Source organism: Chromobacterium sp. Ag138 (assembly GCF_055181315.1).
This window is the reverse complement of record NZ_JBUPWA010000001.1, coordinates 2,379,665-2,403,812: the sequence shown is the minus strand read 5'-3', so window position 1 is coordinate 2,403,812 and position 24,148 is coordinate 2,379,665. Positions and strand designations below refer to the sequence as shown.

The following is a 24,148-nucleotide window of genomic DNA, read 5'->3' as shown; positions in this document are numbered from 1 at the left end:
AGGTTTATGAGTTGATATTGCTAAGTATCATCATGCCGGCGCATAACGCTGCAGCGTATCTGGGGCGGACCTTGGGGATATTGGCGCGGCAAATGGCCGAGTTGGAGCAGGTGGAGGTGATCGCGATCAATGACGCGTCTACCGATGAAACGGCCAAGATACTTGAGGCGTTCGCGCGGTCCCATCCCTGGTTGAAAACGATTTCGGTCGATTTCGCCAATGTCGGTCTGGCGCGCCAGGCCGGAGTGGGGCTGGCGGATGGACGATATGTGACCTTTCTCGACAGTGACGATGCTTTCTTATCGGGCGGTCTGGCCTGGATGGTGGATATGCTGCGGCGGCACGAGCCTGATTTGCTGATGACGCCGCTGCGGGAAACCGGCCAACCCCTGGATGGGAGCGAGGCGGCAGAATTGTTTCGCGACGTGGTCCCATTGTCGGTTCAGCAAGCTTGCGACCTGTTTTGCGAGCACCAGAGTCTGCAAGGGCACTTCCCAGGCAAATGCGTGGCTCGCCAGATCTTGCTGCGGCATGATCTTGCCGCCATGAAGTGCTACGAAGACATGATGACGACGCCCCATTGGATCACTGAAGCGAAATCCATCGTATGGGGCGCGGCGCCGGTCTATGCCTATTACAAGCGTCCCGGCAGCCTGTCCGATCGCGGTCAGACATGGCGTTATGGCGAGGAGTACATCAGGGCATTGCAGAGCATCGAGACCGCTTTCGCCGGGCGTATCGCCGCTTGGCAGACCGCGCATCTCTGGATCGGTTTTGCCAAAGACTTGTTGAAAACGCCTTCTGGGCGTCAATTTCTGAATGCGCAGCCAGCCGTTGCTGAAAAACTTCAGTCCATTTCGGTATGGAAGTATCTTGTGGCGACGCAGGTTTCCTGCAAATGGAAGCTGCGCTTTCTACGTGTGCGATTGAAACTGTGACGGCTTGGTTTCGGCTGGCGTGAACGTATAAGTGATGGTCCGCTGAGTGGACATAAGGTATTCAATGATGAAGATTCTGGTGACCGGCGCTGCCGGTTTTATTGGCCGGGCCGTATGTGAAAAGCTGTTGGGGCGGCGGGATGTTGAGGTTGTCGGGATTGACAATCTGAATGATTACTATGCGGTCGAGCTCAAGCATGCCCGGTTGGCGACTTTGCAGGGGCGGTCTGGTTTCAGCTTTTTCCAGCAAGACATCGCGGATTGGCCGGCGATGGAACGCTTGTTCGCGGCTGAGAAGTTCGATTATGTCATTCATCTGGCCGCCCAGGCCGGGGTGCGCTATTCGCTGAAAAACCCTCATGCCTATGCGGAAAGCAATTTGCTGGGCTTCACCAATGTGCTGGAGGCCTGTCGCCACTATCCGGTGAAACACTTGGTATTTGCCGGATCGTCCAGCGTCTATGGCAGTGGTTCGGCCGTGCCGTTTTCAGAAGATCAGCGCGCCGATCATCCCGTCAGCTTCTACGCGGCGACCAAGCGCGCGAATGAGTTGATGGCGGCCAGCTACTCCCATTTGTACCAGCTGCCTACGACCAGCTTGCGCTTCTTTACCGGTTACGGTCCGTGGGGGCGTCCGGACATGGCCCCTTGGTTGTTCACCGATGCCATTCTGAATGGCAGGCCGATCAAAGTGTTCAATCATGGCAAGATGCAACGTGACTTTACCTATATCGATGACATCGTCGAGGGAGTGGTAAGAGTGATGGAACATGTTCCATCCGGCGAGTTGCCGCATACCATTTTCAATATCGGCAATCATCAGCCGGTGGAGTTGATGACCTTCATCCAGCTGACTGAGAAATACTGCGGCAAGGAGGCGGTCAAGGAGTATCTGCCGATGCAGGATGGCGATGTGCCGATTACCTATGCCGAGACGTCCCGTCTGAGAGACGCGGTGGGTTTTACGCCGTCGACCTCGCTTGAGGTTGGCATGGCGCGGTTTGTCGAATGGTTCCGGAGCTACCATGCGGTTTAATGGCATGGCGGCGCCGGCGTGGAAGGTGCCAATGTTGGATCGAGCGAATCAAGCTGCTCCATTGGTCTTGCTGTTGGGATGTTGTCTGACCCTGGTTTTTCCCGCATCCGGGCGCACGCTGTTTTACATTCTGTGCTCGCTATCGCTGCTGGCTCTGCCGCTGGTCATATTCCAACGTCGTGATGCCGGATCGAAGGCGCTGAATCTGTTATTGTCGCTTGCGCTGCTGATTTTCATTGCGTTTCGCGCAGCCTGGCTCAGTTATTTTCCTGCGCCGTTCGACCCTAGCCTTTTTTCTGTAGCATTTGCCTATCAGCTCTCAAATCAAATCTGGCTGAGCGCCTTGCCATTGCTTTTGCTGCCATTGTGGGGGACATTCGGACGGCGTTTGTCCCCTGCATGCGCGACGCTCGCTTTGGTATCCGCGTCGGCATTGCTGTCCCTCATTACATTGAAAGCTTGGCATGATGCGCATGGAGCCAGAGTCGGTTTGGGGAGCTTGTATGCTACCGGCGCCGCCTATCTTCTTTGCGCGATCCATTTTTTCGCATTGCTGCTGTTTTACCCTTTTCGTCTTAAAAAATGGCAATGGCTGGGCTTGTGCTTGTTGATTGCATTGCAGTTCATGTCCATTGTGGCGACAGGCACGCGCGCGGCGCTTCTGGTTTACCTGTTTGTGCTGGGCTGTGCAGTTCTATCGCGCTTTGGCTTGCATCAGAGCTGGCGTACCTATGTGATCGCCATGCTGCTGGCCGGGCTTGCGCTATGGTCCAGTTGGGCGGTGCTGAGCAGCAGAATCAATGAAGCGCAAACCGATTTGATTGCCTATAGCCAAGGCAATGCCACTACCTCTTTGGGCATCCGCTTTTCTCTTTGGGATGCCGGGGCGCAGGCGGTGCGGGAGCGACCGTGGGGGCAGAGCATGCAGGCGCGGGATGCGTTGTTTCAGCAGTTGGTCAATGAGGGCGCGCTCAATAAGGCAGCCTTGATTATGCGGGATGTTCATTTGCATAATGAATGGCTTGAGATTCTGTCTCTGCAGGGGATTCCGGGCGCACTATCCTGGCTGATTTTTTTATCGGGATTTGCCATTTATGGCTGGAAGCGCGGAGGTTTCTCCAGGCGTTTCATGACGCTTTATGTCGGGTTCTGGCTGGTATTCGGACTCAGCGATGTGTTGCTGCTGAGCCCGCAGATTGCGATGTGCGGTGCGATGCTTGCGGCTCTCGGCCTGTACCTGGCACCGATATTCGATGCCAGGGACGGGGCTGCGCGCTAGCTTATTGATTGGCCAGCGTTAGATAGCGATCGACTGCGACATCGAGCGAGAAAGGCGCCAGTTGTTCTGGCCGCAGCAGCGTCGGAGAGCGCAGAACGCGCGCGATGGCATCTGCCAGCGACTGGCTATCCATCTTGCTCAGGCCGATGGCCAGATCGTCGGTCAGGATTTCCGCCGGGCCTTCAGGACAGTCGGTGCTGGCCACCGGGGTGCCGCAGGCCAGCGCTTCGACCAGCACGTTGCCGAATCCCTCGTAGTCGGAGCTGAGCACCAGCGCGCGGGCGGCGCGCATGTAGGCGTACGGGTTGTCCGTGAACCCGGCGATGACCAGCCGGTCAGCGATGCCCAGTCGCTCGGCCTGGGCCTGCACCGCGGACAGTTCGGCTTGGCCGCCTTGGCCGAGCAGTACCAGCTTGCCGGAGTAGCCGCTCAGCTTGAACGCCTCCAGCAGCCGGTCGTGCCGTTTCTGGTGGTTGAAACGGCCGACATGGAGAATGAAGTCCTCGCCGTCCATCGGGCAGGGCTGGGCCGCGCGCTGGCGGATCGCGTCGAGGTCGAAGGGATTGTAGATGGCCTCCATCCGCGCCGGCCGTATGCCGCAATCCAGCACGTCCCGCTGCAGCGCTTGGCATACCGTGATCAGTTTGCGGCCCGAATAGGTGCGGATGAGTTGGCGTTTTTTCAGCCAATGGCGGATTCCGCTTCGCTCCGCCAATTGCCCGGCCTGGATGGCGCAGTGCAGGCACAGCCAGGCTTGTTCCAGGTAGGGGCAGGCCGCCACGATCCTGTCGGTTTTCGGCAGGTTGGAGACGGCCAGGTCGACGGTGCGTCCTGCGAAGTGCCGGCGAAGCGCGTTATCTAGCTGGCGTGCCCGGCGCAGGATCTCGGTCTGGCGGCGAAACGGTCCGCGGTAGCGGTCCTCCACCAGAAGGTAGTCGACGCCGGCGGGTATCGGATAGTCGAGACAGGCTTGCAACGAGGCGATCGTGACTTGATGGCCGCGGGCGGCCATCTCGCCGGCCAGGGTGATGACCACGCGCTCGGCGCCGCCTCCGGGCAGGCCGTCGATGATGAACAGAATGGTTTGGCGCATGTTTATTCCTGGACTGGAGCGGACAGCAGTTCGCGGCTGGCGTTCAGCGCCGCCTCCAGCGGGATGTTTGCCAGATAGCGCTGGCGCGTCGAGGTGTCCACCTGGTCCGGATCGATCAGCTCGCCGTAGTCGGCGGCGTTCAGCAGGCGATGGCGGGTCATCCAGGGATGCCACTCGTGGATTTTGCTGGGGCCGAAGAGGGCGACGGTATCCTTGCCCAGCGCCGCGGCCATGTGCATGGGGACGGAGTCCACGCCGATGAACAGCCGGGCGCCGTCTATGATGGCCGCCAGCTGGTTCAGGGTCAGCCGGCCGGCGACGGAGACGACTCGGTCGGAGCGGATTTGCGCCAGTATGGCGGCGACCATGTCCATTTCGGCCGGATCGGGCGCGGCGGTGAGAACGATGGACCAGCCGTCGGACGCCAGGGTTTGCGCGAGTCCGGCGAATCTATCGTCCTCCCAGCATTTGAAGAACCAGCGGGAGGAGGGATGAATGACGATGTAAGGCCCGTCGACGCCGGTTTCTCTGAGCAGGGCCGCCACCGTTTCCCGGTCGGCGTTCTGGATCGGCAGCACGCAGCGTTGCTCGTCGGCGGTCGGCGTGATGCCGAGCGGCGTCAGCGCGAGCAGGTTCTGGCTGACGGTGTGCAGGGTATCGCTCGGCGCTAGCGGGGCGAGGGCGGTGAAGAAGCGATGCCAGGGGCTGTTGCGGCGTTTCGGGTAATCGAAGCCGATCGCGTGGCGGCGGGCCAGCAGCTTGGCGAAAAAGGCACCTTGCATCTGGTCGCTCAGGTGTATCACTGTCTGGTAGCGTTGGCGGCGCAGCGCCAGCAGCAGGCGGAGCTGAGACGCGAGTTTGCGCCAGCCGCGCAATGAGCGGTCAAGCGTCCACACGCGTGAGATATCGGGATTGTGCTGCAGCAGCGGGATGGTTTCCCGGTAGACCAGCATGTCGATCTCGCACTGCGGGTAGCGCGACTTCAGCGTCCTGGCCACCGGAGTGGTGAGCAGGATGTCGCCATGATGGCGCAGTTTGATCAGAAGGATGCGGTCGGGGGCTTCGGTCTGGGGCATAAGAGGATGCGGATGTTCGTCCCGGGCGATGCCTGGGAAGGCTCGGCGGGTGCGCTGGTGCGATTAGTAGAGGCCACGGCGGCATCATGATCGGGTGATTATATACGACATGGGAGCCTTCTTGAGGAAGCTTGCTGCCCATGGTTATTGCTGCGATGATTGCGCCTCCCCAAGCGTTTGGCCGAGGTGCGCCGGAAGCGGGGCGGATGTATGAAGAATAATATCTGGAGTGTGTGTGCGTAATGCGTGATCTGTCCGATTTTGGCTTGGCCGAGTGGTTGAGGCTGTCGCCGTGCCATGATGCGCTCAAGCAGTGGCGGAACGATGCATGGCAATCCATGTATCTGGCCAAGCGCGCCGTGGGGCAGGAGCGCTTTGTCGAGAGCCTGCGCGACCCGGATGCCAACCTGGGCCTGGTTGTGGCATTCGAGCAACCCTGGGCGCTGAACTGGCAGCTGGAGCGCGCGCGCGTGAATATTCCGGGCACCCGGATGGTGGTGTTCGATAATTCCCGGCGTCCGGAAATGAGGCGCCAGATCGAGCAGGTTTGCCGCGATAACCAAGTGCCTTATCTGGCCTTGCCCGCCAATCCGACTCGACATGTCAACCGTTCCCATGGTTTCGCGATGAGCTGGATATACCAGAACATCGTGCTTCCGGTCGAACCCCGCAGTTTCGCTTTCATCGATCACGACATGATTCCGGTGGCGCCCAGCCGGTTGCTGGTCGATCTCGACGACCAGCCGGTATACGGCCTGCCTAACCACAGCGAGTGGGGCTGGCATTTGTGGGCGGGATATTGCGCGTTTCGCTTCGACCACATGAAGCGACGCCGGCTCAATTTTCTGTATGACTTCTCCAATGGCCTGGATACCGGGGGGCGCAATTGGCGTTCCCTGTATCGGGAGTTGGACGCTTCCAGCCTGAGAATGGCGAAGCATCGCATGCGCGAGATCATCGACCCGGTCAGCGGTCATCCTTTCCGCATCCAGGTGATCGATGATTGCTGGTATCACATCGGCAGCATCAGCTATAACAATGGTTTCGAATCGCAGTTCGAGCTGTGCCAGCACCTCAAGGCCGCGTTGGCGGCCGGCCGGCCCTGGGCTGAGCTGTGTCCGCCCGAAGGTTGATGGGCATCCGCATGTCTGAGTTCATATTATTCTCCGAGTCTTCGCCCAATGTGGGAGGACAGGAGTTTCAACTGATGCAGCAGATGGCCAAGCTGAGCGAGGCGGGCTATCGGCCGGTGCTGGCGTGCCGTCCCGGCACGGCGGTGGCGGATGTCGCCCGCGACAAGGGCCTGGCTATCTTGCCCTTGCGCTTTCGAAACAGCGCGCACCTGCCCACCATCGCGGGCCTATGGCGATGGATGCGCGAGCACCGGCCAAGGCTGGCGGTCTGCCATAGCGGGCATGACAGCAACAATGTGGCCCTTGCCGCCAGAATGTTGCGGGACAGGCCGTTTCTGCTGCGATCCCGCACTTACCAGGCCGGCTACCCATCGACCTTGACTTACAACCACCTGGTTGATGCGACGATGCTGCCGAGCGAATGCTTGAGGCAAACCCTGCTGGCGAATCCTGCGATCCGGGCGGAGCGCTTGCATGTCGTGTACCCGGGGATCGACTTCGAGCGGCTGGATCAGGCCGCCGGGCAGTCTTTGCCGCCGCGGGTCGCCGATTGGCTTTCTGGCGGGACCGGCCCGGTGCTGGCGCATGCGGCGATGCTGCGCGGCGAGAAGGGGCATCTGACTTTGCTCGGCGCGCTGGCCGAATTGAAAGACGCGTGGCCCGGCTTGCGTTACGTCATCGCCGGAGACGGCGGGGAGAGGGCCCGCATCGAAGCGGAAGTCTCTCGCTTGGGATTGCAGGATCGCGTTTTGCTGGCCGGCATCGTCAACCCGGTTGCGGCTTTGCTTGCCCGCGCAGACATCGTCGTCATGCCTTCCACTTATGAGCCGCTGGGCATGTCGCAGATCGAGGCGCTGGGCTTGGGCGTTCCCGTCATCGCCAGCGATACCGGCGGCATTCCTGAGACGGTATCTCATGGCGTGACCGGCTTACTGGCGGCCCCTGGCTGCGTGTCCGGCTGGGCCCGAGCGCTGGCGGAGGCCTTGGCCGACTTGCCCAGGATGCGCGCGATGGCCGAGATGGGGCGCGAGGATGTCCGTCAGCGTTTCTCGGTCGAACGCAATTTGGAAAGCATTCTTCAATTAGCAGGGCTGCCGCGCTGGCCGCGCCGATAACAGGGTTTCGGATGAAAGATTCGTTTAGGAATAGTTGGGCTATTTACCGACGCTTGCTGGGCTATTTGCTGGGTTATTGGAAAGTGCTGCTGCTGTCGGTGTTGTCGATGTCGGTGGCGGCGCTGACCGAACCTGCCGTCGCCAAGCTGCTCAAGCCGCTGATCGACGGCGGTTTTGTCAATAAAGACCCGCAGGTGATCATGTGGGTGCCGCTGGCCATCATCGGCATTTACCTGATACGCGGCGTGGCCGGCTTCATCAATGAATACACCGCCAGCTGGCTGACCGGGCAGCTGGTGCAGGCTTTGCGGCAGCAGATGTTCGCCAAGCTGGTGCGCTTGCCGGCGCATTACTACGACGAGCACCAGTCCGGCAGGCTGATGTCGCGGATCACCAACGATGTCAACCAGGTGACCGAGGCGGGCTTCAACGTGATCACCGTCACGGTGCGCGACGGCTTGACCGCGCTCGGCATGCTGGGTCTGATGCTGATGACCGACTGGCAGCTGACGCTGATCTGCCTGGTGGTGATGCCGGGCGTTACCTATTGCATGCGGCTGGTGGGCAAGCGTCTGCGCGGTTTGGCGCGGCAGAACCAGCAGCATATGGCGCAGATGACCCAGGTGTTGGCGGAGAGCATCCAGTGCCAGCGCGCGATCAAGGTATACGGCGGCCAAGAGCGCGAGATGGCGCGATTCGACGATACGGCGACGTCGGTGCGGCGCAACCAGGTCAAGCAAAGCGCGGCCAGCGCGGCCAATACCGGTGTCACCCAGCTGATGATCGCGTGCGCGCTGGCGGCGATCTTGTATTTTGCCGGCCTGCGCGCCCAGCACGGCGCGCTGACCGCCGGCGATTTCATGGTGTTTCTGACGGCGATGCTCGGCCTGTTCGCGCCGGTCAAGCGCATTTCCAGCGTATCGCAGGCGATGCAGCGCGGCCTGGCGGCGGCGGAGTCGGTATTTGCCTTCATCGACGAGCCTGGCGAGGCCGACAGCGGCGACCGCGCCCTGCCCGCGCCGAGCGGGCAGCTGCGCTTTGACGGCGTCAGCTTCGCCTATCCCAATGTGGACAATCCCGCGCTGTCCGGCATTGACTTGACGATCCAGCCCGGCGAGACCGTGGCGCTGGTGGGCTCCTCCGGCAGCGGCAAGACGACGCTGGCCAGCCTGGTGCCGCGTTTTTACGAGCCGTCTTCGGGGCGGTTGCTGCTGGATGGCGTGGCCTTGTCCGACATTCCGTTGAGCCAGCTGCGCGAGCATATCGCGCTGGTCAGCCAGCAGGTGGAGCTGTTCAACGATACCGTGGCGGCCAATATCGCTTACGGCCGGGAGAGTGCGTCGCGCGAAGCGATCATCGAGGCCGCCCGCGCGGCCAATGCGCTGGAGTTCATCGAGGGCTTGCCTGAAGGGCTGGATACCATCATCGGCGAAAACGGTTCTCGTTTGTCGGGCGGCCAGCGGCAACGGCTGGCGATCGCGCGCGCGCTGCTGAAGAACGCGCCGCTGCTGATCCTGGACGAGGCGACGTCGGCGCTGGACACCCAGTCGGAGCGCCTGGTGCAGGCCGCGCTGGAAAACCTGATGAAGAACCGCACGACCATCGTGATCGCGCACCGGCTGTCCACCATCGAGAACGCCGACCGCATCGTGGTGATGCACCAGGGACAGGTAGTCGAACAGGGACGCCATCAGGCATTGCTGGGGCAGGGCGGCTTGTACGCCAGACTGCACAGCCTGCAGTTCAGCGAGCCGAAGGCGGACTGAGCCGCTGCTGGCGAAAACGACAAGGCTGCTCTGGGGCAGCCTTGTTTCGTTGGGCATTGCGCTTAAGCGCTCAGGAACTCAACGTTTGGAAAACAGCGGTTCCTGCGGGGCCAGCGCGCGGCCGTTTTCCCGTATCGTGTGCCAGACCGGCTGGCCTTGCACTTGAGGGTGGACGTCGCGCGCGAGCGACACGTAGGCCTTGCTGTCGCGGGCGCTGGAATACGCGCGCAGTAGGGCGACTTTGGCGTGGAGATTGTCGGGATCGTCCTTCAGGGAATCCTTCAGGACTCGGACGGCTTCGCGGGTGCGGCCATAAGCCAGGAAGACTTCGGCTTCTCCTACAGGGTCGATGCCGCGTTGAACGGGCTTGATGTAACGTAGATGGCGCCAGAACTGGCGCAGCGAATAATAGACGAGCATCAGGGCCAGACTGCTGGCCAGTGCCGTAAAGACATCCATTCTATTTCTCCCCCCTCGTGTGACAACATCTTATTTAGTCTGTTGATTATTCTGACGAGGCGGGCGACTTGGCAATTCGTATAAATCCGTAGCCAGGCCGCCCGGACAGCCGGGATCAGCTGTTTTCGCGCAGAATCCGGTCCAGCAAGGCGGTGTCCAGTCCCGACTCTATCACGGCCTGGCCCAGCGAGCGCAACAGCACGAAGCGCACGGTGCCGGCCTCGACCTTCTTGTCGTGGCTCATCAGGCTCAGCCACTGTTCGGTCGGCATGGCGGGCGCCTTGGCCGGCAGGCCGGCGGCGGCGATCAGCCGGCGCACGCGCTCCACGTCGTCCCGGCTGATCCAGCCGAGCTCGGCGGAGGCCGCGGCGGCCAAGACCATGCCGGCGGCCACCGCCTCGCCGTGCAGCCATGCGCCGTAGCCCAGGCCGGCCTCGATGGCGTGGCCGAAGGTGTGGCCCAGGTTCAACAGCGCGCGCACGCCGTTTTCCTTTTCGTCCTCGGAAACGATGGCGGCCTTCATTTCGCAGCTGCGCTTCACCGCGTATTGCAGCGCTTCGCCGTCGCGCGCGCGCAGTTTGGCCATATTGGCTTCCAGCCAGGCGAGGAAGCCGGCGTCGCCGAGCAGGCCGTACTTGATCACTTCGGCCAGGCCGGCGGACAGCTCGCGGTCGGGCAGGGTGGCCAGCAGATCCATGTCGGCGATGACGGCCTTCGGCTGGTAGAAGGCGCCGATCATGTTCTTGCCGAGCGGGTGGTTGATCGCGGTTTTGCCGCCGACCGAGGAGTCCACCTGCGCGAGCAGAGTGGTGGGAATCTGGATGAAGGGCGCGCCGCGCTGGTAGCAGGCGGCGGCGAAGCCGGTCATGTCGCCTATCACGCCGCCGCCCAGCGCGATCAGCGTGGTCTTGCGCTCGGCGTTGCCGGACAGCAGCGCGTCGAAGATCAGATTCAGCGTCTGCCAGTCCTTGTGCCGTTCGCCGTCGGGTAGCACCACGCTGGAGCAGGCCACGCCGCGGGTCTCAAGCGCTTGCTGCAGCCGGGACAGGTAGAGCGGCGCGACAGTGGCGTTGCTGACGATGGCCACCTTGGGCAGCGGCAGGTGGGGCAGCAGCAGATCGACCTGTTCCAGGAGTCCGTGGCCAATGTGTATCGGGTATCGGGTGTCGGGAAGGATCAGGTCGAGGGTGATCACTAGTCGGTTTCCTTGGGATGGTGCGGTGAAGCCAACAGCTGGTCGAACAGGCGGGCGACCAGCAGATTGACGTTCTGCTGGGTGGTGTCGATGATGATGTCGGCGATCTCGCGGTACAGCGGATCGCGCTCGTTGAACAGGCTTTCCAGCTTGGCCCGCGGATCGGCTATCTGCAGCAGGGGACGGTTCTTGTCATGCTGGGTGCGGGCGAGAAGGTCGTCTATCGCGGCGCGCAGGTAGATCACGGTGCCGTGGCTGGCCAGAACCTTGCGGTTTTCCTCGCGCATCACGGCGCCGCCGCCGGTGGCGAGCACGATGTCCCGCTGCTGGGCCAGGTCGCGTATCACGCAGGCTTCGCGATTGCGGAAGCGGAGCTCGCCTTCGATGTCGAAGATGGTGGCCACGCGCACGCCGGTGCGCGCCTCGATCTCCTGGTCGGAATCGTAGAACGTCTTGCCGGTGCGGCGCGCCAGCGCCCTGCCCACCGTGGTCTTGCCCGCGCCCATCAGACCGACCAGAAAAAAGTTGCCTGCCAGTTTCTCCATGGCAGGCATTGTAGCTGATCGTTAATGAATCTGTCTTGGCCCTTCAGCGCGACGCGGCCACCAGGTCGTTGATCACTTTCGGGGTGATGAAAATCAGCAGCTCGCTGCGCTTGTCTATCTTCTGAGAGCTGCGGAACAGCGCGCCCAGCAAGGGGATGTCGCCGAGGAAGGGCACCTTGTTGACCACGTTGTCCAGCTGCTGTTGATAGATGCCGCCCAGCACCACGGTGCCGCCGTTGTCCACCAGCACCTGGGTGGTGATCTTCTCGGTCGACAGCGACGGCGTGCCGTTCACGGTCTGCTGGAAGTTGGCCGAATCCTTGTTGACGGTGATGTCCATCATCACGTGGTTGTCGGGCGTGATCTGCGGCTTCACCTTGAGGCTGAGCACGGCCTTCTTGAACGACACCGACGTGGCGCCGCTGGAGCTGGCTTCCTGATAGGGGATTTCGGTGCCCTGCTCGATGGTGGCTTCCTGGCGGTCGGCGGTCATCACCCGCGGACTGGAAATGATGCGGCCTTTGTCCTCGGCCTGCATCGCCTGCAGCTCCAGGCCCAGGATCACCGAGTGGCCGACGTTGTACAGCGCGGACAACGTGCCGGACGGATTGGCGATCGGCAGGTTGACGCCGGCGGGCGTGGTTTGGATCACATAGGGCTGGTTGGTGTTCAGGTTGGTGACGTTGTTGACGTTGGTGCCCAGCGGGTTGCCGGAGATGATGCCCTTGGGATCGGCGCGGTCATAGGTGAGCTTGATGCCCAGGTCGCGCTCCCAGTTGTCGGTGGCTTCGACGATGCGGGCCTCGATCAGCACCTGCTTCACCGGGATGTCGGTCTTGGCGATCACGTCGCGGATCTTGTCGATCGCCGTGCCGATATCGTTGACGATCAGGGTGTTGGTCTTGGGGTCGATCAGCACGCTGCCGCGTTCCGACAGCAGGCTTTCCTTTTTGCCGGAGTTGTTGTCGCCGTCCAGCACTTTCTTGAAGTCCTCTGCCGAGCGGTAGCGCAGCACGAAGGTTTCGGAGCGCAGCGGCTCCAGCGTGGCCAGTTGTTGCCGCGCCTCCTGCACCTGCTTGTCGCGCGCCAACAGCTCGTCCCGCGGCGCGATCTGGATGATGTTGCCGTTGCGGCGCTGGTCCAGGCCTTTGCTTTGCAGGATCAGGTCCAGCGCCTGGTCCCAGGGCACGTCCTTCAGCCGGAGCGTGATGTTGCCGGTGACCGAGTCGCTGGTGACGACGTTGAGGCCGGTGAACTCGGCGATCACCTGCAGCACGGTGCGGATCTCGATGTTCTGGAAGTTGAGCGACAGCTTGTCGCCCTTGTACAGCGGTTTGCCGGCGTCGCCGCCAGCCATTGTCAGCGCGGGGCGCCGCACCTCGATCACCAGCTTGCCGTCGGTCTGGTAGGACGAGTATTCCCAGTCGCCTTGCGGCAGCACGGTGACGCGGATGTTGCGGCCCAGGTTGGCGGCGTCCACCTTGGCCACCGGGGTGCCGAAGTCGGTGACGTCGATGCGGCGCACCAACTGGGGCGGCAACGAGGCGCTGGCGATGTCGACCATCAGGTTGGCGCCGTCGCGGCGGATGTCCACCGGCGTGTTGGCGCTGGGCAGCGCCAGCTCCACCCGGCCCTCGCCGTTGCGGCCGCGGCGGAAATCCAGGCCGGCCGCGCCGCCCGCGGCGGCCTGCGCCTGGGTGTCGGCGCGGGCGGTCGGCGCGATCTCCTGCGGCGTGGCGGACGCTTGCTCGGCAGAGGTGGAGCTGTCCAGCGTCAGCAGCAGGCGGTTGCCGCTGATCTCGCTGCGGTAGCTGGCGTTGCGGGCCAGGTTGAGCACCAGCCGCGAGCGGCCGCTGGCCTCCACCGCGACGGCGGAGCGCAGCAGCGGACTGTCGACGCTGAGCGAGGGTTTGGACATCTTGACGCCGGTATTGGCGAAGTCCAGCGCGATGCGGGGCGGGTTGGACAGGGAGAAGCTGTTGGGCTTGACTGCCGGGCCGTCGAAGGTGATTTGCAGCGTCTGCCGGTTGCCGTCCACCTTGCCCGCGTCCAGCGCGGTGATGGCCGGCGCGGCGACGGCGAATCCCCCCGCCAGGCACAAGGCCAGGCCTGTCCACAATGCGATGCCGAGTCTTTTCATTTGTTCTGCCCTTGTTCTGCAAGATGCAGGCTGCTGCCGCGCTGCACCCACTCTCCATTCAGATCTTCGACGGTTTCGGCAAGCTGCACTTCCGCATCGCTGATCGAGGTGACCTTGCCAAAGTTCAGCCCCATGTAGTTGCCGGGCTGCACGCGGTAGACGGATCCCTCCGGCGTGCGGATCAGCGCGTAGATGGCGGCGCTCCGCCGTATCGTGCCCACCATTTCCAGTTTGTCCAGATCGTAATTTTCCAACGCCTCCCTCGGGCGGCTCAGGTCCGGCGCGTTGGCCGAATTCTGGCGCTTGCCCGCTTGCAGCTTCTGCGGATTGAACGGATCGGTCAGGTCATAGGCTTGATAGTTGAACGGCTTATAGGCCTGCACTTGAGGCAACGGTTCGATCTGGCCGCGCAGGCCCAGGCTGCTGTTGGCCATCCATTGCCTCAGGTCGTCGTTGCTGTTGTCGCCGCAGGCGCTCAGCAGCAGCGGGAGCAGGCAGATCGCTATTCTTCTCATCATCGCATCGTCACTTCTGCGCCAGCGCGCCAAGGCGTTCGCCGGGCTCCAGCGCCCGGTAGGTGCGGGCCGTCGCGTCCATGACCAGCCGGTTGTCTTTGTTACCGCTAGGCGTGAGGCTGATTTCGCCGATGGTGACGATACGGGACAGCTGGGCGATGTCGTTGACGAAGGCCGCCAGATCGTTATACGAGCCGGTCAGGCGGATGGTGATCGGCACTTCGGCCATTTCCGCGGTGCGGGTTTCGGCGCCGGGTTTGAACAGGTCGAATTGCAGCCCGCGGCCGATGCCCGCCTGGTTGATTTCGGTGAGCAAGGTATCCATGTCGGACTTGGTCGGCAGTTGCTTGAGCAGGGCGCCGAAGGAGGCGTCGATTTCCTTCAATTGTTGTTCCAGCGCGTCCAGGTTCACCGCTTGGCGTTTCTTGTCGATGAAGGTCTGCTTCAGCGTGGCTTCCTGCTGGCGGGACAGGCCCAGCTTGTCCAGCTGCTCGCCCAGCACGAAGAAATAGCCCAGCCCCACGACCAGCAGCAAGAGCAGGAACAACATCAGCATCTGGGCCTGCAGCGGCCAGTTGGGCATGTCCTTGGGGTCGAGCGCGCGCAGTTCGTCCAGCGTCATGGCGTGGCTCCGGCGGGTTTGTTGGAGGGCAGGCTTTGCTTCATCGTGGCATTGAGCGTAAACGCGCTGACGCGCTGATTGTTGACGATGATCGAACTGACTTCGACCAGCACCGGCGCGTCGAAGGTTTCCGACTGGCCGAGCTGGCGCATGTAGCTGGAAACCCGGGCGCCGGATTGGGCGTAGCCGGTCAGCGTCGCCTGGTTGCCGGTCTGCTTGAAGCTTTTCAGATACACGCCGTCAGGGGTCTGGCGCACCAGCTGGTCGAACAGGTGCACCGCGGAGTTCCGTCCCTCCTGCAGCCGCTCCACCAGCTGTTTGCGCGCCAGCAGGTCATCGCGCTGTTTCTTCAGCTTGCCGATGTCCTTGATCTGCCGGTCCAGCTTGCCGATCTCCGCCTGCAGGACGTGGTTGCGCGCCTCCTGCTCCGAAATCTGGTGTTGCAACACCATATAGCCTATGGTCAGCAGCATCAGCGAAACGAGGACGGCGGCGCCCAGCAGCAGCTGGAAGCGCAGCCGGTGCGCGGCTTTCTTCTGTTCGCGGTGGGGAAGGAGGTTGACCCGGATCATTCAGTCGAACCTCCTGAGCGCCAGCCCGCAGGCGATCAGCAGCGAGGGCGCGTCCATCAGCAGCTCTTTCAGCCGGATGCCGGGCGCCTGGACCAGCGTGGTGAACGGGTTGGCGATCATGGTGCTGATCTGGGTGCGGCCGGCCACCGCGTCGTCGAGCCCGGGCAGCATGCTGCAGCCGCCGGCCAGCAGGATGTAGTCGACGCGCAGATATTGCGACACGCTGACGGTGGTGTAGAAGAATTGCAGCGCGCGCTGGATTTCCTGCGCCAGCGAATCGATGAACGGATGCATCAGCTCCGATTCGTAGCCGTCGGGCAGGGCCATGCTGCGCTTGCCGCTTTCGGCTTCCTCGAAGCTGATGTTGTAGCGGCGCTGGACGTCGCGGGTCAGCTGGTGTCCGCCGAACATCTGCTCGCGATAGTAGATCTGCTGGTTGTTGCGGATGATGTTGCAGTGGATGCGGGTGGCGCCGATGTCGAACAGCGCGAAGGTCTGGTTCATGCCTTCGTCCGGCAGCTGCTGCTGGATCTGCTCGAAGGCCGTCATCATCGCGAACGATTCCACGTCCACCACTTGGGCGCGCAGGCCGGCCATCTCCACCACCGCCACGCGCTCTTCCACTTTTTCCTTGCGGGCGGCGCACAGCAGCACTTCCAGATCGTCCAGGCTGGACGGCGACGGGCCCAGCACCTGGTGGTCGAGGTTCACCTCGTCGAGCGGAAAGGGGATGATCTGGTTGGCCTCGGACTCGATCAGATCGTCCATGTCTTCGGTCTGGCTGGCCGGCACCAGCAGCTTCTTGTAGATGGCCATCGGCGTGGGGATGGCGATGGCGACGCTGCGTATCGGGCTGCCCAGGCGTTTCCAGCCATGGCGCAGCGTTTCGGAGATGCCGTCGATGTCGACCAGGTTGCCGTCGTTGACCGCGTCCTTGGGCAGCGGTTCGGTCACGTACCGCTCCACCTGGATGTTGCGGCCGTTGCGCGAGAGTTCGACCAGCTTGATCGCGGTGCTGCTGATGTCCAGCCCAAGCAGCGGCGAATTGTGGGATTTCCCCAGCCCCAGTTGTTCGAGCAAGGAGCGCCCGAGCCTGAATTTATCGATTAGCATCCGCGCCTCGATCCGGTCTCATGCAACAGAAAATCGAACTGTTGCCGCCATTGTTTGTCTTGTTGGCTTTCACAAGACGTTATAATCCGGTTTCCAGTGAAAGCCCATCGTAAATATGCTCAGACGATTTCTTGCTATTTTGGCAGGCGTATTCCTAGGTGGCGTGGTGTTGCTCGCGGGTGCCGCCGCGATTGCAATCATCATAACCTACCCGCGCCTGCAAAGCCTTGATGTAATCACGGACTACCGTCCGAAAATTCCGCTCCGCGTCTATTCCGCCGACAACCAGCTGTTGGGCGAATTCGGCGAAGAGCGGCGTTCGTTCTCCCGCATCCACGAAGTGCCGCAGCTGATGAAGCAGGCGGTGCTGGCCGCCGAGGACGAGCGTTTCTATCAGCATAGCGGCATCGACTACCTCGGCATCATGCGCGCCGCCGTCGGCAACCTGGTGTCCGGCCATGCCCGTTCAGGCGCCAGCACCATCACCATGCAGGTGGCGAAGAACTTCTTCCTGTCCAGCGAGAAAACCTTCACCCGGAAATTCAATGAAGCGCTGCTGGCGTTCAAGATCGAGCACACGCTGAGCAAGGACCAGATTCTGGAACTGTACTTCAACCAGATCTACCTTGGGCAGCGGGCTTACGGCTTCGCCGCCGCGGCGCAGACCTATTACGGCAAGTCGCTGAACGACCTGAGCCCCGCCCAGATGGCGATGCTGGCCGGCCTGCCCAAGGCGCCGTCGGCGTACAACCCCATCGTGAATCCCGATCGCGCCAAGTTGCGCCAGCAATATGTGCTGCGCCGCATGCGCGAGCTGAATTTCATCACCCAGGACCAGTACGACCAGGCGCTGGCCGAGCCGCTGCATCTGGCCGGCCAGGTGGCGGAAACCAGCCAGCCCGGCCAGTATGTTGCGGAAATGGTACGGCAGGCGATGTACGAGCGTTACAAGGAAGCGGCGTATACCGAAGGCTTCAAGGTCTACACCACCGTGGACAGCCGCCACCAGAAATGGGCGTACGACGCGCTGCGCGCCGGCCTGATCGACTACGACCGCAAGACCGGCTACCGCGGTCCGGAAAGCTTCCTCGACCTGCCGGCCGGCGACGGCGAAGACGTTACCGAGGCATTGGACGAGGCGATGGGCGATCTGCGCGACAGCGGCGACATGCTGCCGGCCATCGTGCTGTCGGCCAGCCCGTCCGAGGTGAGAGCCTACATGCGCGGCGGCAAGATCGCGTCGATCAAGGGCGCGGGCCTCGATTTCGCCCGCCGCGCGTTGAGCAGCAAGGCGTCGGCCCAGCTGCAGATCCGCCGCGGCGCGGTGATCCGCGTGCAGGCCAACGCCAAGGGCTATTGGGAGATCGTGGAGATGCCGGAAGTGGAAGGCGCCTTCGTGTCGCTCGACACTCGCACCGGCGCGATCAAGTCGCTGATCGGCGGCTTCGACTTCAACCGCCGCAGCTTCAATCACGTGACCCAGGCCTGGCGCCAGCCGGGCTCCTCGTTCAAGCCCTTCATCTACTCGTCGGGCATCGAGCGCGGCATCACGCCGTCGACGCTGATCAACGACGCGCCGTTGTCGGTGCCCGGGGTAAATGGCCAGATGTGGACGCCCAAGAACGACGACGGCAAGTTCTCTGGCATGATCACCTTGCGCCAGGGCCTGACCCGGTCCAAGAACCTGGTGTCGGTGCGCGTGCTGATGGCGGTGGGCACCGACTACGCCCAGCAATACCTGCAGCGCTTCGGCTTCTCCGCCAAGCAGCACCCGGCGTACCTGCCGATGGCGCTGGGCGCGGGCTCGGTGACGCCGCTGCAGATGGTGGAGGGCTACTCGGTGTTCGCCAACGGCGGCTACCGCACCAAGGCCTTCTTCATCGACCGCATCGAAGACCAGTCCGGCCGCGTGCTGGCCAAGACCGTTCCCACCGTGGCCGGTCAGAACGCCCAGCAGGCGATCGATCCGCGCAACGCCTTCATCATGCGTTCGATGATGGGCGACGTGGTCCGCTATGGCACCGGCTTCCGCGCGATGAGCCTGGGCCGCACCGATCTGGCGGGCAAGACCGGCACCACCTCCGACTGGAAGGACGCCTGGTTCGTCGGCTTCAATCCCAATCTGGCGGCCGCCACCTGGGTGGGCTTCGACCAGCCGCGCTCGCTGGGCCGCTACGGCTACGGCGGCACTGCCGCGCTGCCGATCTGGATCAACTACATGGGCAACGCCTTGAAGGGGCAGCCGGAAGTGGAGCTGCCGGTGCCGCAGGGCATCGTGGTGAAACCGGGCGCCGGCCAGCGCGGCGGCGACGAGTACTACTACGAAGAGTTCCAGAAGACCAATCCGGAGCTGCATATCGACAACCAGGGCTCGGTGCCGGGCGGCGAGGGCGACGCCAGCGCGCCGCAGACGGACACCGACAGCGGCAAGCCCGCCGCCCAGGACGCGGTGGAGAACGTCAAGGATCAGCTGTTCTGATCCCCTTTTCCGGGCGCAAACAACCGGCGGGACATCCCGCCGGTTTTTTTATGGCTGTGCCGGCGCGCCGCCTGGGCGATAATCGATGCCTTCGACATGAAAGCGAGGGATGGCGATGAGAATCGCGCAACTGACCGATCTGCACCTGTTCGCCGACCGGCGGGGCCGCCTGCTGGGACGCGACACCCATGCCGCGCTGGATCGGGTGCTGGCGGCGCTGCTGACGGAGGAGAGCGTTGAGGCGGTCTTGCTGACCGGGGACGTGTCGCAGGACGAATCGGAGGCGTCGTACCACTTGGCGGCGGAGGCGCTGGCCGCGCTGGGCGTGCCGGTGCACTGGATCGCCGGCAACCACGACGACCGCGCGGCGATGGCGCGGGTGTTCGCCGGCTATGCTTTCCTGCGGCCGCTGGAGACGCTGGCGCTGGGCGGCTGGACCTTCATCGGCGTCGACAGCTGCGTGGCCGGGCAGGACGGCGGCCGGATCGGCGACGCCGAGCTGGAGCGGCTGCGCCAGCGCCTCGACGCGGCGGGAGAGGGCCCGGCGGCCGTGGTGCTGCACCATCATCCGCTGGCGGTGGGCACGCCGCTGCTGGACGACTGCATGCTGGAGCAGGCCTCGCCGTTCTGGCAGGCCGCGACGGCGGCGGCGGCGCTGAAACTGGTGATCTGCGGCCATGTGCACGGCGAGCACAGCATCGCCTATCGCGGCAAGACGCTGGAAGTGGGGCCGGCAACCTGTTTCCAGTGGACGCGGGGCGCATGCGACATCGAGATCGACGACCGGCGCGGCTACCGGCTGTTCGACCTTGCCGCAGACGGCTATTCGGTACGAACGGTATTTGTCTGAAAGGGTCCAAATTGCTGAAGATGCGGCCATTTTTTGTATCTTGCGGCCAGTTTTGCCCGAATAAGCCTGCGCTGATGGTCCCGTCGTTTTACAATGTCGCTCTGATTGTCTGGAGTTGCCGATGCCTTATTTCAAGATTCTGGTGGTGGCGGTTTTCGTGCTGTCCACCCTTTACGTGCATTTCCGCGGCCGCGTGCGGCTGGGATTCTGGCGCCAGTTGAGCGACCACTCCACCATCATGGCGCCGATCAACTGCTTCATGTATCTGTTTTCCAAGGTGCCGCCCAAGCCCTATCTGCCGGTGGCGCGCTTCCCCGAGCTGCAGGCGCTGACCGCCAACTGGGAGAAGATCCGCGAAGAGGCGGTGGCGCTGTACGACCGCGGCAATATCAAGGCCTCGGACAAGTACGACGACCTGGGCTTCAATAGCTTCTTCAAAACCGGCTGGAAGCGCTTCTACCTGAAATGGTACGGCCAGGATCACGCGTCCGCCCAGGCGCTGTGCCCGTACACCACCGAATTGTTGAGGCAGTTTCCCAACATCAAGGCGGCGATGTTCGCCGCGCTGCCGCCGGGCAGCCGCCTGGTGCGCCACCGCGACCCGTTCGCCGGCTCGGTGCGCTACCACCTGGGCCTGATCACGCCCAACGACGACGGCTGCTTCATCGACGTGGACGGCGAAAAATACAGCTGGCGCGACGGCGAGGCGGTGATCTTCGACGAAACCTATCTGCACTACGCGGAAAACACCACCGACCAGAACCGCATCATCCTGTTCTGCGACGTGGAGCGGCCGATGTGGTTCTGGCCGGCGCGGGTGATCAACCGCATCGTCAGCCGGGTGCTGGTGGGCGCGGCCAATTCGCCGAACGAGGCGGGCGACCGCGTCGGCGGCCTCAACCGCGCCTTCCGCTACATCCAGCAGGTGCGCCTGCTGGGCAAGAAGATCAAGGCGCAGAGCCGCTTCACCTACTATCTGCTGAAGTGGCTGATCCTGGGCGGCCCCATCGTGCTGTGGCTGTTCTGGGGCGCGTGGCGCTAAGAGTACTCGTTGGGAAATGAAAAACCGCGCCGATGAGCGCGGTTTTTCATTGCGCGGCGCGCCCGGTGGGGGGCGTCTGTGTTGCCGGAAATCAATGGTCGATCAAGCCGCCGCCCAGCGCCTTGTACAGCGCCACCGCGTTGCCGAACTCGCCGCGCCGCAGGTCGAGCAGCGCCTGTTTGGCGGCATAGAGCTGGCGCTGGGCGTCCAGCAATTCCAGTGAAATGATCCAGCGCTTGGCGGGTAGCGTTTTGCATGTCGGGTTCTCGCTTAGCGGTTGATCAGGGCTTGGTATTGCTCGTCGCGTTGGGCCAGCGGCGGTAGTGGCTGGTTGAGCAGGGCTGCAAGTCATCCGGCTCCGCCTGAGGCGCGGTGTGCAGCGCCTGTTGCAGCTCGCCGGGCTGCTGCGCGGCATAGAACTCCTCTTGATTTCTGCGCAGCTCGGCGCGGCCGAACAGCCGCTCGATGCACGCCTTGGGCGCTTCAGCCAACAGCAGCGCCAGCACCGGCAGCTGTTGCCCCCATTGCGCGATTTGATCGTCCAGCACCGCGTCCCAATACTGGCGGCGCAGCGCGTGGCGCTCCTGCACCAGGGCTTCGCGCTGCTCGAACAGCGCTTCCTGTTGCTTTTCGGCCAGAATCTTTTCTTCTTGGGCGATCTTCAGCGTTTCTTCGGCCAATTCCAGATTGGCCATTTCCTTGCTCTTCAGCTCGCGCACCGCCTTGGTGGGAATGCCCAGGGTTGCGCGCATCGCCTGGCGGCAGTCCTTGCGCGTCTGCTCGGCTTCATTGCGCAGCGCTTCGGCCGTCTAGACGCGGCGGGCGGCATTGTCCGCCAGGGCCTGCCAGGCGTTGAGGTCTTGCTCGAAGGCGGCCAGGCGTTCGGTCAGGCCGGCGACGGCGAAAGCCACGGTTTCTTGGGTATTGGGGTTCTGGATATGCATGTTCTGAGTCCGGGTGCGTTTATTGGCGGTTAGGCGTGGCGGGCGGCGATGCGTCCAGCCATCCAGACATCGATTTCAGACGACAGCCAGGCCACGCTCTTGCCGCCCAGCGGCACCGGGGCCGGAAAGCTGCCGCGCTTGATGGCGTCGTGTACCGACGAGCGGGACAGGCCGCACGTAGAGATGACTTCCGGCAAGCGCAGAAAGCGCAGCGGCTGGGCGGTGAGCGAAGGGGCAATAGCGGTCATTTAATTTGTCCTTATCGTTTTGTCTGAATATCAGTGGATGCAATCGGATACGCCGATCAGCGAACGCAGTATTTCAGAAATTTCAAATTGAGTTTGGCGGGCTTGTTGTGTGGAATCGCCACACAACAACGAAACTTGAAAAGCCGAAAAAACACAGATTGGGCTATTGACGACAGGGCAAGAAACAGAAATAGGTGGGCTGATTTCTGAATATCAGGACCATATCGGATGAATACGGACCGTACCGGACAAACTCGGCGGAAGATTTCAGCGGGAAGAGAAAGGGAAAGGCGGAATTGTCAGTCAGCCAAAACGGCGACTGCATGCATAGAGTGCATGAAAGCGCATGAATCTTGGCAGGAGAAAAACAGCGCGCCAGGCCATACGGTGCGGGCCTGGCGCGGGTTCATGCAGGTGCATGATTAGCGGCATATGAAGCGTGGGGGCGAGGCGGGGCTTCGATGGCGCGCGCTGGGTGGAACTGGAAGTGGTCACCTTACCTTTGGGTGATCACTTTCGATGCCTATTATTATTTTGCATGTCTAAAATTGTATTTTTAATATCTCGCCGTGTTCAATTTTGCCACTTTGGGGGGCGTAAAATGCTTGATAAAAAATAAAACTCTTTCGTCCTTCAGTAATGCATTTGCTCTTTATAATTTCAATAATTTTCAATTTATCTTGGATGTTTGTTTTGATTCCAAATATTATTCCATCCAAAGAGGATAAGTCATATGTTGCTAGCCTATACTGCTTATCTGACAAATCGCTTGCCATACTGTTTAATATTAATCTCTGCTCTTTTTCGAAGCTCCAGTCCTTTGTTTTTACTGTGATTGTTTTGTAATAATTATCCCAGTATTCTAATCTTTGTTCTTCCGAAGAAAAATTAGATTCAGCGCACGAGCTTCTTTCTCCGGCTTCATCAAGGAACCAGTGCGCTTGCTCTTGATACGTAATGTTCCCAAGGGTTCTAAAGAAGTCTATCGATATATGTTTTGCATTGTAATTTATAGGGTGGAAAGTTAGTTTTTCAATCCTGGGTAATTTCTCATGCGGATGGTTAATTTTTAATTTTATGGATAGTTTTCGACCCTTTTCTTTCTCTGCTTTAAATTTTAAACAAACACCAGTATGGTTATCGCCATAACTCCCCCATACTGAAGAGTTACTGCAGTCTCGCATGAAGCAGGCAGTGTACCAATCTGGGTATATTAATTTTTCTATTTCATGTAAATACTCTTCAGGGAAGTGCGTCTTTATAAATTCTAAATTCTCCTGATATTTTTCTCTTTTGTTATTATGTATTGTTGCAATTTTCAATCCGTCATAAAACAATTTTTGAGTTAGGCTTAATTTTTCAATTAAAGCTTCAAATTTTCCATCTTTTTCAGTGGCGGAATGTATTTCTTGACATCTATTTATTTCAGCAATTATTTGCTTGTTTATACCTTCTTTTGCAACTGGGTCTATTGTGACTGGCTCTCTGAGGCCTCGAATTGAATGTTCCTCTATAATTGTTATTGCTGCTAAGTGGTGTATTGTATTTATGTGGCGTAAAACTTGCTGAGTTCTTGGTTTGAAGTTTGGCTTAGAGATTACTTTGATGTATTCTTGTACGTGTTGGTTTGAATGGAATTTGCCCCATATTGAATTTTGTAGCTCTTGTAGTTTTAATTCTTTATTTGAGAAGAATGGATTTTTAATTGAAATATATTTCCATTTTTGAAAATGGTCCTCTCCGCTTATGGCATAATGCATATATGCATTGCTTAAGCATGCAACATAATGCCGGAAAAAATTCTTCCATGCGATGGCATCCCCTTGCCAAAATATGTCTTTCAGCCCCTCCATTGGATCATTTAGTTGGTGTGGGGCTGCAAAATATATTTCTTGCTTATTTAACTCTTCATTTTCTCCGAGAAGACTTTTAATACTTCTGAATCTATATATGTGTTCCGTGCTCATTTTATATTCCATATTTTGTAA

24 protein-coding genes are annotated in these 24,148 nt (G+C 60.9%); 9 read left to right on the top strand and 15 right to left on the bottom strand.

The window, feature by feature from the left end:
* Positions 1-32 precede the first annotated feature (32 nt).
* The 3 genes from ACY3GB_RS11030 to ACY3GB_RS11020 all read left to right on the top strand — a co-directional run bounded on the left by ACY3GB_RS11030 (position 33) and on the right by ACY3GB_RS11020 (position 3,253).
* Positions 33-938, top strand: coding sequence for a glycosyltransferase family 2 protein (locus tag ACY3GB_RS11030; RefSeq protein ID WP_463088779.1), 906 nt, complete (start codon positions 33-35; stop codon positions 936-938).
* 64 nt (positions 939-1,002) lie between these two features.
* Positions 1,003-1,974: an NAD-dependent epimerase/dehydratase family protein gene (locus ACY3GB_RS11025; protein WP_463088778.1), complete on the top strand. Its 972-nt coding sequence runs from the start codon at positions 1,003-1,005 to the stop codon at positions 1,972-1,974.
* Positions 1,964-3,253 (top strand): O-antigen ligase family protein, encoded by a 1,290-nt coding sequence (locus ACY3GB_RS11020; RefSeq protein WP_463088777.1) that lies wholly within the window; start codon positions 1,964-1,966, stop codon positions 3,251-3,253. Before ACY3GB_RS11025 ends, ACY3GB_RS11020 begins: the two co-directional genes overlap by 11 nt.
* A 1-nt stretch (position 3,254) precedes the next feature.
* Here ACY3GB_RS11020 and ACY3GB_RS11015 read toward each other — a convergent pair whose 3' ends face one another.
* Together ACY3GB_RS11015 and rfaQ are read right to left on the bottom strand one after the other, a co-directional pair.
* A complete protein-coding gene (locus ACY3GB_RS11015) occupies positions 3,255-4,346 on the bottom strand; it encodes a glycosyltransferase (protein ID WP_463088776.1) in 1,092 nt (363 codons plus the stop codon).
* A 2-nt stretch (positions 4,347-4,348) separates the two neighbouring features.
* A complete protein-coding gene (rfaQ, locus tag ACY3GB_RS11010) occupies positions 4,349-5,422 on the bottom strand; it encodes a putative lipopolysaccharide heptosyltransferase III (RefSeq protein WP_463088775.1) in 1,074 nt (357 codons plus the stop codon).
* A gap of 242 nt (positions 5,423-5,664) precedes the next feature.
* Between rfaQ and ACY3GB_RS11005 the strand changes: the two genes are divergently transcribed.
* The 3 genes from ACY3GB_RS11005 to msbA are packed head-to-tail and all read left to right on the top strand — an operon-like array spanning position 5,665 to position 9,436.
* Positions 5,665-6,555, top strand: a complete 891-nt coding sequence (locus ACY3GB_RS11005) for a hypothetical protein (protein ID WP_463088774.1) — start codon at positions 5,665-5,667, stop codon at positions 6,553-6,555.
* On the top strand, positions 6,555-7,670 hold the full coding sequence (locus ACY3GB_RS11000) for a glycosyltransferase family 4 protein (RefSeq protein WP_463088773.1): 1,116 nt from the start codon (positions 6,555-6,557) through the stop codon (positions 7,668-7,670). The genes ACY3GB_RS11005 and ACY3GB_RS11000 overlap by 1 nt, the downstream gene beginning before the upstream one ends.
* 11 nt (positions 7,671-7,681) lie before the next feature.
* Positions 7,682-9,436, top strand: coding sequence for a lipid A export permease/ATP-binding protein MsbA (gene msbA, locus ACY3GB_RS10995; protein ID WP_463088772.1), 1,755 nt, complete (start codon positions 7,682-7,684; stop codon positions 9,434-9,436).
* 78 nt (positions 9,437-9,514) lie between these two features.
* On the opposite strand, the gene ACY3GB_RS10990 is transcribed toward msbA, so the two are convergent.
* The 8 genes from ACY3GB_RS10990 to ACY3GB_RS10955 all read right to left on the bottom strand — a co-directional run bounded on the left by ACY3GB_RS10990 (position 9,515) and on the right by ACY3GB_RS10955 (position 16,564).
* Positions 9,515-9,895 (bottom strand): type IV pilus assembly protein FimV, encoded by a 381-nt coding sequence (locus ACY3GB_RS10990; RefSeq protein ID WP_463088771.1) that lies wholly within the window; start codon positions 9,893-9,895, stop codon positions 9,515-9,517.
* Between the two features lie 115 nt (positions 9,896-10,010).
* On the bottom strand, positions 10,011-11,090 hold the full coding sequence (gene aroB / locus ACY3GB_RS10985; RefSeq protein ID WP_463088770.1) for a 3-dehydroquinate synthase: 1,080 nt from the start codon (positions 11,088-11,090) through the stop codon (positions 10,011-10,013).
* A complete protein-coding gene (gene aroK / locus ACY3GB_RS10980; RefSeq protein ID WP_021478276.1) occupies positions 11,090-11,644 on the bottom strand; it encodes a shikimate kinase AroK in 555 nt (184 codons plus the stop codon). Before aroK ends, aroB begins: the two co-directional genes overlap by 1 nt.
* Before the next feature lie 34 nt (positions 11,645-11,678).
* Complete coding sequence (gene pilQ, locus ACY3GB_RS10975) at positions 11,679-13,775, bottom strand: type IV pilus secretin PilQ (RefSeq protein WP_463088769.1); 2,097 nt, start codon at positions 13,773-13,775, stop codon at positions 11,679-11,681.
* Positions 13,772-14,293, bottom strand: coding sequence for a pilus assembly protein PilP (locus ACY3GB_RS10970; protein ID WP_463088768.1), 522 nt, complete (start codon positions 14,291-14,293; stop codon positions 13,772-13,774). The genes pilQ and ACY3GB_RS10970 overlap by 4 nt, the downstream gene beginning before the upstream one ends.
* A gap of 7 nt (positions 14,294-14,300) precedes the next feature.
* Positions 14,301-14,912 (bottom strand): type IV pilus inner membrane component PilO, encoded by a 612-nt coding sequence (locus ACY3GB_RS10965; protein WP_463088767.1) that lies wholly within the window; start codon positions 14,910-14,912, stop codon positions 14,301-14,303.
* A complete protein-coding gene (locus ACY3GB_RS10960; protein WP_463088766.1) occupies positions 14,909-15,484 on the bottom strand; it encodes a PilN domain-containing protein in 576 nt (191 codons plus the stop codon). Before ACY3GB_RS10960 ends, ACY3GB_RS10965 begins: the two co-directional genes overlap by 4 nt.
* Complete coding sequence (locus tag ACY3GB_RS10955) at positions 15,485-16,564, bottom strand: pilus assembly protein PilM (protein WP_463088765.1); 1,080 nt, start codon at positions 16,562-16,564, stop codon at positions 15,485-15,487. It lies immediately after the preceding gene.
* 199 nt (positions 16,565-16,763) lie between these two features.
* Between ACY3GB_RS10955 and ACY3GB_RS10950 the strand changes: the two genes are divergently transcribed.
* The 3 genes from ACY3GB_RS10950 (at position 16,764) to lpxO (ending at position 20,968) form a co-directional block, all read left to right on the top strand.
* On the top strand, positions 16,764-19,076 hold the full coding sequence (locus ACY3GB_RS10950; protein ID WP_463088764.1) for a penicillin-binding protein 1A: 2,313 nt from the start codon (positions 16,764-16,766) through the stop codon (positions 19,074-19,076).
* A 115-nt stretch (positions 19,077-19,191) separates the two neighbouring features.
* Positions 19,192-19,926 carry a metallophosphoesterase gene (locus tag ACY3GB_RS10945; RefSeq protein ID WP_463088763.1) on the top strand — a complete coding sequence of 245 codons (735 nt, stop codon included), beginning with the start codon at positions 19,192-19,194 and terminating at the stop codon, positions 19,924-19,926.
* Between the two features lie 121 nt (positions 19,927-20,047).
* A complete protein-coding gene (gene lpxO, locus ACY3GB_RS10940) occupies positions 20,048-20,968 on the top strand; it encodes a lipid A hydroxylase LpxO (protein WP_070979775.1) in 921 nt (306 codons plus the stop codon).
* A 91-nt stretch (positions 20,969-21,059) separates the two neighbouring features.
* Here the strand turns inward: lpxO and ACY3GB_RS10935 are convergent, their stop codons facing one another.
* The 5 genes from ACY3GB_RS10935 to ACY3GB_RS10915 all read right to left on the bottom strand — a co-directional run bounded on the left by ACY3GB_RS10935 (position 21,060) and on the right by ACY3GB_RS10915 (position 24,127).
* Positions 21,060-21,182 carry a hypothetical protein gene (locus tag ACY3GB_RS10935; protein WP_463088762.1) on the bottom strand — a complete coding sequence of 41 codons (123 nt, stop codon included), beginning with the start codon at positions 21,180-21,182 and terminating at the stop codon, positions 21,060-21,062.
* 67 nt (positions 21,183-21,249) lie between these two features.
* A complete protein-coding gene (locus ACY3GB_RS10930; protein WP_463088761.1) occupies positions 21,250-21,720 on the bottom strand; it encodes a hypothetical protein in 471 nt (156 codons plus the stop codon).
* A 57-nt stretch (positions 21,721-21,777) separates the two neighbouring features.
* Positions 21,778-21,912, bottom strand: coding sequence for a hypothetical protein (locus ACY3GB_RS10925; RefSeq protein ID WP_463088760.1), 135 nt, complete (start codon positions 21,910-21,912; stop codon positions 21,778-21,780).
* Positions 21,913-21,941: 29 nt separating this feature from the next.
* Positions 21,942-22,160 carry a helix-turn-helix transcriptional regulator gene (locus tag ACY3GB_RS10920; RefSeq protein ID WP_463088759.1) on the bottom strand — a complete coding sequence of 73 codons (219 nt, stop codon included), beginning with the start codon at positions 22,158-22,160 and terminating at the stop codon, positions 21,942-21,944.
* 542 nt (positions 22,161-22,702) lie between these two features.
* On the bottom strand, positions 22,703-24,127 hold the full coding sequence (locus ACY3GB_RS10915) for a DUF2971 domain-containing protein (RefSeq protein WP_463088758.1): 1,425 nt from the start codon (positions 24,125-24,127) through the stop codon (positions 22,703-22,705).
* Positions 24,128-24,148: the final 21 nt, after the last annotated feature.